13 protein-coding genes are annotated in these 11233 nt (G+C 72.2%); 3 read left to right on the plus strand and 10 right to left on the minus strand.

The genetic code is table 11. From position 1 onward, the window contains the following. Together ACJ73U_RS13075 and ACJ73U_RS13080 are read right to left on the minus strand one after the other, a co-directional pair. A partial coding sequence (locus tag ACJ73U_RS13075; protein WP_407777867.1) for a pyridoxamine 5'-phosphate oxidase family protein occupies window positions 1–128 on the minus strand: 128 nt, incomplete at its 3' end. A gap of 16 nt (window positions 129–144) precedes the next feature. Beyond that, entirely contained in the window at window positions 145–522 is a 378-nt protein-coding gene (locus ACJ73U_RS13080) for a DUF5997 family protein (protein ID WP_407777856.1), read from the minus strand. A 49-nt stretch (window positions 523–571) separates the two neighbouring features. Here ACJ73U_RS13080 and ACJ73U_RS13085 point away from each other — a divergent pair, with 49 nt between their 5' ends. Beyond that, entirely contained in the window at window positions 572–1318 is a 747-nt protein-coding gene (locus ACJ73U_RS13085) for a LysR family substrate-binding domain-containing protein (protein WP_407777868.1), read from the plus strand. 76 nt (window positions 1319–1394) lie between these two features. Here the strand turns inward: ACJ73U_RS13085 and ACJ73U_RS13090 are convergent, their stop codons facing one another. The 4 genes from ACJ73U_RS13090 to ACJ73U_RS13105 all read right to left on the minus strand — a co-directional run bounded on the left by ACJ73U_RS13090 (window position 1395) and on the right by ACJ73U_RS13105 (window position 4015). Further along, a complete protein-coding gene (locus ACJ73U_RS13090; protein ID WP_407777857.1) occupies window positions 1395–2378 on the minus strand; it encodes an Acg family FMN-binding oxidoreductase in 984 nt (327 codons plus the stop codon). Between the two features lies 1 nt (window position 2379). Beyond that, window positions 2380–2751: a fluoride efflux transporter CrcB gene (gene crcB / locus ACJ73U_RS13095; protein ID WP_407777858.1), complete on the minus strand. Its 372-nt coding sequence runs from the start codon at window positions 2749–2751 to the stop codon at window positions 2380–2382. Beyond that, complete coding sequence (locus tag ACJ73U_RS13100) at window positions 2748–3227, minus strand: fluoride efflux transporter FluC (RefSeq protein ID WP_407777859.1); 480 nt, start codon at window positions 3225–3227, stop codon at window positions 2748–2750. The genes crcB and ACJ73U_RS13100 overlap by 4 nt, the downstream gene beginning before the upstream one ends. A gap of 137 nt (window positions 3228–3364) precedes the next feature. Further along, entirely contained in the window at window positions 3365–4015 is a 651-nt protein-coding gene (locus ACJ73U_RS13105) for a TMEM175 family protein (protein WP_407777860.1), read from the minus strand. Between the two features lie 226 nt (window positions 4016–4241). On the opposite strand from ACJ73U_RS13105, the gene ACJ73U_RS13110 reads away from it, so the two are divergent. Beyond that, complete coding sequence (locus tag ACJ73U_RS13110) at window positions 4242–5834, plus strand: polysaccharide lyase family 1 protein (RefSeq protein ID WP_407777861.1); 1593 nt, start codon at window positions 4242–4244, stop codon at window positions 5832–5834. Window position 5835: 1 nt separating this feature from the next. Then, window positions 5836–7131, plus strand: a complete 1296-nt coding sequence (locus ACJ73U_RS13115; RefSeq protein ID WP_407777862.1) for a polysaccharide lyase family 1 protein — start codon at window positions 5836–5838, stop codon at window positions 7129–7131. On the opposite strand, the gene ACJ73U_RS13120 is transcribed toward ACJ73U_RS13115, so the two are convergent. From ACJ73U_RS13120 to ACJ73U_RS13135, 4 genes are all read right to left on the minus strand, one after another. Next, window positions 7128–8036: a M23 family metallopeptidase gene (locus tag ACJ73U_RS13120; RefSeq protein ID WP_407777863.1), complete on the minus strand. Its 909-nt coding sequence runs from the start codon at window positions 8034–8036 to the stop codon at window positions 7128–7130. The genes ACJ73U_RS13115 and ACJ73U_RS13120 overlap by 4 nt on opposite strands. A 10-nt stretch (window positions 8037–8046) precedes the next feature. Then, on the minus strand, window positions 8047–8886 hold the full coding sequence (locus tag ACJ73U_RS13125; RefSeq protein ID WP_407777864.1) for a peptidoglycan-binding protein: 840 nt from the start codon (window positions 8884–8886) through the stop codon (window positions 8047–8049). 79 nt (window positions 8887–8965) lie between these two features. Beyond that, entirely contained in the window at window positions 8966–10015 is a 1050-nt protein-coding gene (locus ACJ73U_RS13130; protein ID WP_407777865.1) for a hypothetical protein, read from the minus strand. Then, on the minus strand, window positions 10015–11233 hold a 1219-nt coding region (locus ACJ73U_RS13135), incomplete at its 5' end, for a hypothetical protein (protein ID WP_407777866.1). The genes ACJ73U_RS13130 and ACJ73U_RS13135, both read right to left, overlap by 1 nt.

Here is an 11233-nt window from a genome sequence, read left to right on the forward strand (position 1 = left end):
AGCTCGCGGTGGTCGTCCGTCGCGAACCACACCGGGGTTGCCCACGGCGTGCCGGCCCCGTCGGCCGTCGCCAGCGTCATGAAGGAGTTCGCGTCGAGGATGGTGCGTGCGATGTCTGCCCCGGTCATGGGGGCGCAGCCTACGTCAGGAGTGCCGGCCCGCCGCTTTCTGGCGCGCGGCCTCCTTCTGCACCTCCGCCTGCGTCGCGCGTTCCCGCCGCAGCCACTCGGGGTCGTCGGCCTTGAGCGCCTCGATCTGCTCGGTCGTCAGGGGCTCGGTGACGCCGCCGCGCGCGAGCCCGCTGATGGACACCCGCAGCTTCGCGGCCACGACCGACCGCGGGTGCGGACCGTTGCGGCGCAGGTCGCGCAGCCACTCCGGCGGGTCGGCCTGCAGGGCGTTCAGCTCGTCGCGGGAGACGACACCCTCCTGGAACTCCGCGGGGGTGGCCTCGAGGTACACACCCAGCTTCTTCGCCGCGGTCGCGGGCTTCATCGTCTGGGAGGTCTTGCGCGACGTCATGTATGGAGGGTAACGGGCGAGCGCGGCGGCGCCGTTCACGCCCGGTAACCTGCCTGTCGTGACGGACCGATCGTTCCGGCTCGCGTACGTGCCCGGGGTGACGCCGGCCAAGTGGGTCCGGACCTGGCAGGAGCGCGTGCCCGAGGTGCCGCTCGTCCTCGACCAGGTGCCCGCCGCGCAGGCCGTCGAGGTGGTGCGCGAGCGCCGCGCCGACGCCGCCCTCGTGCGCCTGCCGATCGACCGGACGGACCTGCACGCGATCCCCCTGTACACCGAGACGACCGTGGTCGTGGTGCCGAAGGACCACCTCCTGGCCGTGGCGGACGAGGTGTCCGTCGAGGACCTGGCGGACAGTGTCGTGCTCCACGCCCACGACGACACCCTCGACTGGCCGCACCCGCCCGGCGAGCTCGCCACCCACCGGCCCGCCACGACCATGGACGCCGTCGAGCTGGTGGCGGCGGGGGTGGGCCTGCTCGTGGTCCCGCAGTCGCTGGCACGGCTGTACCACCGCCGGGACCTCACCTACCGGCCGGTCACCTTCGGCCCTCAGTCGAGTGTCGCGCTGACCTGGCCGGCCGACGGGACCAGCGACCTGATGGAGGAGTTCATCGGCGTCGTCCGCGGCCGGACCGTCAACAGCACGCGGGGTCGCACCCAGCCACCGGCGGCGACACCGCCGGCACCCCCGGCGCCGGCGAAGAAGAAGCGACCGGCGCCCGACGCCACCCGCACGGCCACGACGGCCCGTCGCCGAGGCGGCACCCCCCACCGCGGCAAACGCGGCAAGCGCTGAGACGAGCGTGCTGTCCTGAGTGGCCCTTGCGCGGCGTCGGCCGCGGAAGGGCCTGACATGCCGTGGAGGGGTGCTTTCAGGGCATCTCGCGCGGCGGTGGGATGTGAGCCGGCCGGTGGGTGCCGGGGAGGTATCCGACGGTGTCGCTGGTCGCTCGGCGTGGGCTGCGGGGCGTGGGCAGCGCGGTGGCCGGTGCCCAGCCGGTGCGCAGGATGAGCTGCGGGTGCGCGGCCCCGCCGAGCACGCCGTCGCCGAACTCCGTGCGAAGGTCGGCCAGTTCGAGCGCCAGCGAGAGCGGGCACGTGGCCAGGCCGAGGCTCGTGGCGGTGAGCAGCGCCGCACTGGCGGCCTCACCCGCACGCAGCGTCGACACCAGGTCGTCCTCCCGGCTGGCGAGGATCAGCAGCTCACCGCCGTCGGGGCAGGGCGCGGGGCCGGCGAGGGTGCCGGTGCGGGACACCCGCATCGTGTCCGTGTCGCCGTGGGCCCGCCCGGACGCCGAGGCGCTCGTGCCACGCACGCCCGGCCAGCCGGCGAGTTCCTCCGTGCGGTCGGTCCGGGCGTGGATGACCTCGTCGATGGCATGGGTGAGCCGCTTCCGCGGCACCTGGTCGGTGACCGGCACCAGCAGCGCGCCGGCCCGCTCGGCACGTTCGACCACCAGGTCCACGTGCTCGGCCGCCACCGGTCGGTCGGTGAACCGGCGCCGGTCGGTGCGGCGGCGGGAGATGGCACCGGCCAGCGTGACGACCTCGGTGGACGGTGCCGCCTTCGGCGCGAACTCCACCGACGCGAGGTGGTCGGGGTCGCCGGGGTTGGGCAGGTGGTGCACGATCGACCGCCAGCCGAACGCGGCCATCGCCACGCGCAGGTGGTGCAGTGCCGCGCCGCAGCTGAGCAGCAGGTCGGGGGCCGGCCAGCGCCCCCGGTCGGCCATCAGGTGCACGGACTCCTCGCCGAGCAGCCACCGCCACGGCTGGCTGTTGTGCACCGACGGCGCGCGGTTGGCCAACGCGACGGCACCGAGGACGGTGTACTGGTCGGGCTTGTGCTCCTTCATCTCAACCCCCGAGGGCCGCGTTGGTCGTGGTGTACGCGAGCAGTGCGGCGCCTAGGCCGGCGAGCACGCTGACGACGACGTTCACCGCTGCGTAAAAGTACGCCTTCTGCTCGGCGAGGCGCACTGTCTCGTAGCTGAACGTGCTGTAGGTGGTGAGCGCGCCGCAGAAACCCGTGCCGGCCAGTGCGAGCACCGGGCTCGACACGGCGGTGCCGGCACCGGTGAGGCCACCCAGGACCAGGCAGCCGGCCAGGTTGACCGCGAACGTGCCCCACGGGAACAGGCTCTCGTGCCGCGACTGGACGAGCCGGTCGGTGAGGTAGCGCAGCGGCGCGCCGACCGCGGCGCCCAGGAACACCAGGACCGCAGTCACAGCGCCCTCCTGGTCCGAACGGCACGCGTGAGCCACACCCCGGCCAGCGTGGCGAGCAGTGCGGTGACCAGCGTGCCGGCGAGGTAGGCGAACGCGAGGACGACCGTGCCGGGCCGCAGCAGGCCGTGGAACTCCACGGCGTAGGTCGAGAAGGTCGTGAAGCCGCCGAGCACGCCGACGCCGAAGAACGGCCGCACGAGCCGGTGGGCGGCCCAGAGCTCGGTGATCAGGACCATGAGCACGCCGATGAGCAGGCAGCCGGCCACGTTGGTGACGAAGGTGGCCCAGGGGAACCCGCGGGCCGGGGTGGGCAGCAGCCGCGCCAGGCCGTACCGGGCCAGCGCGCCGAGACCGCCGCCGAGGGCGATCATCCCGAGCACCGGACCGTGGTGGCGCACCAGCTCGCGCCGTTGTGCCGAGACCCTGAGGTCGACATCCGGGTCGATGGGATCCTCGAGGTCGATCTCACCGCTCACCTGCGCGACTCCCACTCTGCGCGCGGACACACTGGTCGTCCGGGGTCGAGTGGGGACCGTCGGCGGCCGGGCACGCCGCGGTTCTCCGCGTTCGGAGGGCCGGCCCCACCGCCGCCATCCGGCACGATACCCGTTGCTCAGCCCCGCCGCCGCACGAGCCGCCGCGCGAGGAGGCGGGCGAGGATCGTGAGCACCCAGACCGTCCGGCCCCAGGACGGGCTGGCGACACTGACCGGGATCGAGACGAGGAAGACCAGCGCCGCCGCGCCCGCGCCGACCAGCAGCTGCCGCATCGCGTGCGGCGGGGTGTCCGGGCGGAGGAGGCCGGCGCGGCCGGCGTGCCAGGCCATCAGCATCAGCAGCACCGCGAGCAGGCAGATGACGATCGCGTAGAGGGTCGGCCCGAGCACGAGGTCGTCACCCGCGCTGTTCACCCGGGTGGCGAACGGCACCAGGACGACGAGGAACAGCCAGCCGATGTTGAGCCACCGCAGGCCGCCGCTCACCGCGTGGATCTTGCGGAAGAACTGGTGGTGGGCGATCCAGAACACGGCGATCACCGCGAAGCTGATCACGAAGTTGAGGTACTCGGCGGGCAGCAGGTCCACGAACGAACGCCACACCTCGGCGTTCGTCCTCCCGCGCGGCACGGGCAGCTCCAGCGCCAGCAGGGTCATCGCGATCGCGATGACCGCGTCGGAGAAGAAGACCAGCCGGTCGCCGCTGTAACGTCTGTCCTCTTCGTCCGTGAAGTACCGGTCGGCGCTGGTCAGCTGCTCGTTCGACATGGGTCGTAAGTGTGCCAGGCGTGGTTCCGACCTTTTCGACCATCGGCGTTCCCGCATTCGGGAGCGCGCACGAAATCACGATCACGCCGGCCGTTCGGCCCTCGAAGCACCGTTGACGCACCGTTGACAAGCTGTTCCCGACGGCCTAGCGTGAGGTCGCGGAAAGCGCTTTCCTAGCCCGGTTGGCACCCCTGCCCGCCACCCGGACGCTGGAAAGGAATGTCCTGTGCGAACGAAGAACAAGCGGCTGGCCGCCGCGGTGGGTGGAATTGTTCTCGCCATCGGTCTCGCCGTGCAGCCGGTGGCGTCGGCCGCGACGCTGTTCGCGGACGACTTCGAGGACGGCAGCGCCGACGGCTGGACGAGGTCCGGCGGCAGCTGGTCGGTGGTGACCGACGACTCGCGGGTCTACCAGCAGACCGGCACCAGCTCCGACGCGCGGGCGCTCGTGGGTGGCGCCTGGGCGGACCAGACCGTGCGGGCGCGGGTGAAACCCAACGGGTACAACGGATCCAACCGGCAGGTGGCCGTGCTCGCCAGGGCGCGGGACACCAGCGACTACTACTACCTCGCGCTGACGAACAGCGGATCGGTCGTGCTCGGCAGGCGCTCCGGCGGCAGCCTCGCCACCCTGGCCTCGGCGGCCGTCGCGGCGCCCACCGGGACGTGGCAGACGCTGCGGCTGGAGGCGTTCGGCACGACCCTGCGCGGCTTCGTCGGCGACACACCGCTCGTCACGGCCACGGACGGCACCTTCTCCTCCGGACGGGCCGGGGTGGCGACCTACTACGCGGCCGCGGCGTTCGACGACGTCGCGGTGACCGACGTGCCCGGCACCGGCGGCCCACCCACGACCGAACCGCCGACCACCGAGCCGCCGACGCCGGGCACGTGCGACACCTCGGGCCGGCCGACCGGCTTCGCGTCCGTCAACGCGTGGGGGCAGAACGGCACCACCGGCGGCGCGGGCGGCGCCACGGTCGAAGTGGACACGGCCGCCGAGTTCCTCGCCGCGATCGCCCGGACCGGTCCGCTGAACATCTGTGTCCGCGGGATGATCGCGCTACCCGGGCCGATGCACGACGTCACCTCGGACAAGACGATCGTCGGCATCGGGGCGGCGTCCGGGTTCACCGGCGGCGGCCTGAACATCGGCCTGCCGGTCGACGACGCCGTGACCGCGCCGCCGGCAGGCGCCGTGCACAACGTGATCGTGCGCAACCTCGTGTTCCACGACTGGCCGGACGACGCGATCAACGTGCAGATGTTCTCCCACCACGTGTGGCTGGACCACAACGACCTGTCCCACGGCTACGACGGCGTGATCGACATCAAGCGCGGTTCCAGCTACGTCACGGTGTCCTGGAACCACACGCACAACCACACCAAGAACATGCTGCTCGGCCACGACGACGGCAACGCCGCCCAGGACGTCGGCCGGCTCAAGGTGAGCTACCACCACAACTGGTTCGACCAGACACCGCAACGCAACCCGCGCGTCCGCTTCGGCGAGCCCGTGCACGTCTACAACAACTACTACCTGCACAACACCGACGTGGGCGTGGCATGCCAGGCCGACGCGGGTTGCCTGGTCGAGGGCAACTACTTCGAGAACGTCGAGGAGCCGGTGTCCAACCACTACGCGGGCCCGACCGGCCGCTGCGTGGCGCGGAACAACGTGTTCACCGGCGCGGAACCCGGACAGCCCGAGTGTTCCGGCAGCGTCGAGGAGGCGCGGAACTACTATGCCTACACGCTCGATGACCCGAACACCGTCAGGACGAGCGTCATGGCGGGCGCCGGCGTCGGGAAGATCTGACATGCGAACGGTCCTGCTCGCGGCGGTGGCCGCGGCCATGCTGGTGGCCGTCCCGGTAGGCGCGGACGCCGCGCCGCTGGGCCGGCAGGTCGTGCCGCTGGGCCGGCAGGTGCTACCGCCGAACGACGGGTGGGCCGCGGAAGGCGCGGGCACCACGGGTGGTTCGGCGGCGCCAGTGGACAGTGTGTACACAGTGGACACCCGCACCGAGCTGGCCGCCGCGCTGGCGGCGCCGTCGCCGAAGATCGTCTACGTGCGCGGCCGGATCGACGGCAACACCGACGACGCCGGCAACCCGCTCGGCTGCGCGGACTACGTCGCCGACGGGTACTCGCTGGACGCGTACCTGGCCGCGTACGACCCCGCGGTGTGGGGCCGGGAGACCAGGCCCTCGGGGCCGCTGGAGAGCGCCCGTGCGGCCTCGGCGGCCAACCAGGCCAAGCGGATCAGGCTGAAGGTCGGTTCGGGCACCACGGTCGTGGGCCTCGGCGGCGCCGTCCTCTCCGGACTGAACCTCCAGGTGGACAAGGCGGACAACGTCATCATCCGCGACCTGACGCTGGTCGACGCGGCCGACTGCTTCCCGCAGTGGGACCCGACCGACGGCTCGACGGGGAACTGGAACTCCGCCTACGACAACATCTCCGTCACCGGTTCGACGCACGTGTGGGTGGACCACAACACGTTCACCGACGGCGCCAACCCCGACAGCGCGCAGCCGAGGTACTTCGACCGGCCCTACCAGGTGCACGACGGCGAGCTGGACATCACCAACGCGTCGAACTTCGCGACGGTGTCCTGGAACCGCTTCACCGACCACGACAAGACGATGCTGATCGGGTCCACCAACAACCCGGCCAACGACCGCGGCAAGCTGAACGTCACGGTGCACCACAACCTCTTCCGCGGCACGCTGCAACGCATGCCGCGGGTCCGGTTCGGACAGGTGCACGTGTACGACAACCTCTACGAGGTCCCGGCGTCGATGAGCTACGTGCTCGGCGTCGGCGTGGAGTCGGCGATCGTCGCGGAGAGCAACGTGTTCGCGCTCGACGGCGCGGACCCGGGCGAGGTGCTGTTCGACTGGGGCGGCACGGCGGTCACCGCACGGGACAACCTGCTGCGCACCGGCCACCGCACCGAACCGGTGGACCTCGTCGCGGCGTACAACGCGACGCACGACCCCGACTTCGGCACCGACGCGGGGTGGACGCCGACCCTGCACACCGGGATCACCCCGGCGCGGCAGGTGCCGCGGTTGGTGTCCCGGCATGCAGGCGCGCGCCGCACTCGTTAGTCGCAGTGTTCGAACGGGCTCGTGTAGGTGCTGCTGCCGACCGAGCCGCCCCACTTCACGCAGACGCCCGGCGCGGACCTCTTCACCGGGCCGGCGTAGTAGGTGTAGCTGCCGGAGTCGGTGGTCCTCGTGCCGCCCTGCGGTTCGAGGAACGCCGACACGGCCGTCGCCGCGCCGAGGTTCGTCGACTTCAGCGTCACCACGCAGTTGTCGCTGTTGCCGGAGTTGTAGAGCAGGTAGACGGTGCCGCCGGTCAGGCCCTTCTGGTCGATGACGCTGAAGCCGCCGCCGCAGACCTCGGCGGGTGAGTACGGGTTGCCACCGCAGTTGTTGGTGCTGGTGACGGCCTTCTTCTGGCCGAGGGACACGGTGACGCCCTCGACGGTGGGGCTGGTGTCGAGCGCGCCGCCCGCGGTGATCTGCTCGTAGTGCAGGTGGGGCGCGTAGTCGCCGCCGGTCCCGCCGACCGTGCCGATCGCGGTGCCCTGCGCGACCGTCATGGACTGCCCCGCGCCGCGCACCATGGTGGCGAGGTGCGCGTACCGGGTCTTGGTGCCGTCCCCGTGGGTGATGGTCACGTAGTTCCCGTACGCCAGGATGCCGACGTCCGCCGACAGGGTCGTGGAGAACGTGGCGGTGCCGCTCGCCGTGGCGCGGACCGTCTCGCCGCCGACCGCGTCGTCGCCGTAGCTCTGCCAGTCGATCGCGCCGGACGGGTTGTGGCCGGGCGACCAGTTGTTGGCGTAGAAGGTCTTGCCGCACCCGAACGGGCTCTTGTGCGCCGCCATGATGCCGATGTCGCCGGTCGTGCTGGCGTCGTCGGTCCCTGCCTGTGCCGCGGTCGGGGTGAACGCGGCCACGAGCACCGCCGCGAGGACGGCGACCGCCCGTCGTGCTGTTGCCATCGGAAACCTCTCAGCCTCGTTGGTACTTCTCCCACCAGGTGAGCGCCACCCGGTACGCCTCGGGCGTGTTGTCCGCGGCGTTGTTGGCCAACCCGTTCCTGCCGAAGTAGTAGTCGTTGACCTGGTCCCGGCCCTGCCGGGACATGTCGGGGTCGGAGATGGCGTTGGCGTGGATGTGGTAGGCGAACCCGTCGGCGGGGGTGCGCAACCAGGCCGCGAACCCGACGGTCCGCAGTGCCCTGACGGTCTGCCAGCGCTGGGTGGTGGTCAGGTCGCCGACGCTGATGTCGACCACTCCCCCGCCGTCGTGCGTGCCGGCCGAGTCGGGGTTGCTGGAGGTGTAGGAGCCCTGCGTCAACGTGATGCTCCACGAGACCATGGCATCCGCCGCGCGGAGCATGGTGGCGGTGCGGGTGTTGACCCGCTTACCCCCGTAGGAGTCGGTGCGGGAGCCCGCGGACACCGGCCGGGTGACGTCGAACCGCCCGGTCCCCAGCTGCGTCAACGACGTGCGCCCCGGCACCCCGTTGGCGTCGAGTCCCGTGTACCCCAGACTCCGCTGCCACGCGGCGTAGGCGTCCAGGGTCGCGGTCCCGTAGTGCCCGTCGACGTTCCCCGCGGCGAGCAACCCCTTGGCCTGCAACGCCTGCTCCACCGCCAGCACGTGGGAGGCCGCACCCGGCGTCGTGTCCTCCCCCGCCTTCGGCGGATCCACCTGGCAGGCGAGCAGCACCTGCTCCATGTCCACCGCCGCGGCCGCGGCGGCCTCCCCGGCGGCCAACGCGGGCGCGGCCAGTGCCGCCGCCCCGAGCACCAGCACCCGACGCCTCGAATACGTCCCCTGCACCATCGGCACACTCCGTTCCAGAAGATCCACGGAGATGCTGACAACCCGACGTACAAGACATGTACAAACGGGTGCCCGGCCTTCAGGTGGGGTCGTGTTCTCCCTGCCCGTTCGGGTGCAGGTCCGGCTCGCCGAGTTCGACGAAGTCGGGGGCGTTGAACCGTTCGCGGATGGCGCGGGCCACGTCCGGGGCGCCGTGGTCGGCCGCGAGGGTGGCGAAGCGGTCGGCCAGCTCGGCGCGTTCCGGCTCGGAGGCGTCGGGGAGCACCTTCTCGATCAGCCGCGCCGCGTCCTCCTCGCCGGCACTCGTCACCTGTCCGCCGGCGTCGTCGAGCGCGAGCGTGGCCGAGCCGGTGATGGGCAGGCGGAACACCGGTTGGACCTCGCGGTCCTGCGCCGCGGCCACCAGTTCGGCGAACGTGCCGATCAGGGCGACCGTCTCCTCGATCCGGCGGGTGTCCTGGGCCAGCCACCACACGACGGCGCTGCCCGTGGAGCTGAGGACGTCCTGGCGCAGGTAGGCGCGCTTGTTCCGCTCGTACGCCCGTTCGTGCTCCCAGACCTCCTCGTCCTTGCGCACCTCGGCGAGCTTGGCCAGCCGCCGGCGGTCGTCCTCGGGAATCGCCAGGGCGACGTCCTGCGCCCACACCTCCAGCTGTCCGGTCCGGTCCGGCCGGGGAAAGGACAGGTCCAGGGCCAGTCGCGGGCCCAGCAGGTCGGTGTTCGCCGCCGACTCGCCCTCGGTGAACCTGCTCGCGCGCTCCCGGACGGCGTCGACCGCGAGCTGCGCCGGCCGGGGGTGCGCCACGCCCTGCGCGCCCGACTGCCGCCACAGGACGGTGGCGTTCAGGAGGAAGCGGTAGTCCTGGTGCAGGCTGGGCAGCGCCAGCCCCACCGGTCCAGTGCTCGCGGGCGGCGCGGGCGGCGGCGGCGGCTGGTACTGAACGACCTGCTGGGGCTCCTCGCGCGGGCGCCTGTCCTCGATCTGGCGCTTCGCGAGCAGACCACCGAGGATGATCGGCAGGCAGATCAGCGCCCCCGTCAACCACGGCCCACCCGTGAGGGCGACGACCGCGACGATCACCACCGACGTGCCGATGGTCAGTGTCAGGTACGCCTTGTCGCTGAGCATCAGTGGATGACTCCTTGTGGGGCCGGGAACTCGGAGGGAGGGTGAACCTCGGCGCACGCCTGCCGCAGCAGTGCCGCCGTGCGCACGCGTTCGGGACGTGGGTTCGCGGCGATCCAGTCGCGGGACGCCGCGTAGAGCACGGCGCGCGGCCGGGACCGGCCGCGGGTGGCGGCCGCGAGCACCTCGAGCAACGCGGTGCGGCGCGGTGCCTCGGCATGGGCGTCGAGCCACCGTCCGACGGCGAGCGCGGCGTCCGGGTAGGGGCGGGCGGTCAGCCACGCGGCCCACCCGTCGACGAGCATGCCGCGCACCACCGGCTCGCCGACACGCGGGTACGTCCCGGTGGCCGCGGTGAGGCGCACGGGGTCGGCGACGTCGGCGAACAGGTCGTAGTCCACGGCCTGCGGGCGGTCGCCGAGGAGGTCGTCGTGCACGCGCGTCAGCATGCGGCGCGCGAACCGGCCGTCCTCGCACAGTTTCGCCAGCGCGGTCCGCGCCTCGGTGACGACGGCGGCGTTCGTGTGCCGGGTGAGGTGCCGGAGCCGCACGAGCGCCTGGTGCGGCTGGGCCGGCGCGATCACGCCCTGGCACAGCCCGGCGATCAGCGTGGCCAGGCTCGGCCACAGCTGCCGGTTGGTCACCCAGAAGTAGAGCTGGCGCCGGAACCACGCGCCGTACCGCTCGCTGAGCAGACCCCGGGTCAGCGCCGAACCGGCGGCGTCGAGCAGGTGGTCGAGCGTGGCCGGCGAGTTCTTCGCCCACTGCTCGACCAGCACGCGCACGTCGTCGGGATGTCCGATGCGCAGGCACTGGTCGGTGAACCGCAGCACCGCCAGGGCGCGGTCCGCGCGGGACAACCCACGTAGCCGGACACTGCGCGCCAGCCACCGGCGCAGGTCGAGGCGCAGGTCCGGGAAGGTGTCCCAGAAGTGGGCGCGCACCGCCTCCCCGTCCGCCACGGACCGGAACCGGACGCGCAGGCCGGTGATCGTGGCCTCGAACCTGCCGAGCGCCTCCGCGAGGTCGGGCAGGTCCAGCCGGTGCCCCTCGTGCGGCGGGTACTTCACGACCTCGAGGAGCTCCGTCGCCGCAGCCTCGACCACCTCGGGGGCGGCGTGCTCGAACATCGCGGCGGCCAGCAGGAGCGCGCGCACCCGGCCGTCCGGGTTCTCCCGCACGAAGCGGGCGACCTCCTCGCGTCCCGCGTCCGGGTCGAGC

This window comes from Actinophytocola sp., assembly GCF_045807065.1.
Taxonomy (GTDB): Bacteria; Actinomycetota; Actinomycetes; order Mycobacteriales; family Pseudonocardiaceae; genus Actinophytocola.

Excerpts from the sequence above, each read along its gene's own strand:
- ACJ73U_RS13120 (WP_407777863.1), bottom strand. The coding sequence starts at position 8,036 with ATGGCAACAGCACGACGGGCGGTCGCCGTCCTCGCGGCGGTGCTCGTG.
- ACJ73U_RS13130 (WP_407777865.1), bottom strand. The coding sequence starts at position 10,015 with ATGCTCAGCGACAAGGCGTACCTGACACTGACCATCGGCACGTCGGTG.
- ACJ73U_RS13090 (WP_407777857.1), bottom strand. The coding sequence starts at position 2,378 with ATGAAGGAGCACAAGCCCGACCAGTACACCGTCCTCGGTGCCGTCGCG.
- ACJ73U_RS13115 (WP_407777862.1), top strand. The coding sequence starts at position 5,836 with ATGCGAACGGTCCTGCTCGCGGCGGTGGCCGCGGCCATGCTGGTGGCC.
- ACJ73U_RS13105 (WP_407777860.1), bottom strand. The coding sequence starts at position 4,015 with ATGTCGAACGAGCAGCTGACCAGCGCCGACCGGTACTTCACGGACGAA.
- ACJ73U_RS13080 (WP_407777856.1), bottom strand. The coding sequence starts at position 522 with ATGACGTCGCGCAAGACCTCCCAGACGATGAAGCCCGCGACCGCGGCG.
- ACJ73U_RS13125 (WP_407777864.1), bottom strand. The coding sequence starts at position 8,886 with ATGGTGCAGGGGACGTATTCGAGGCGTCGGGTGCTGGTGCTCGGGGCG.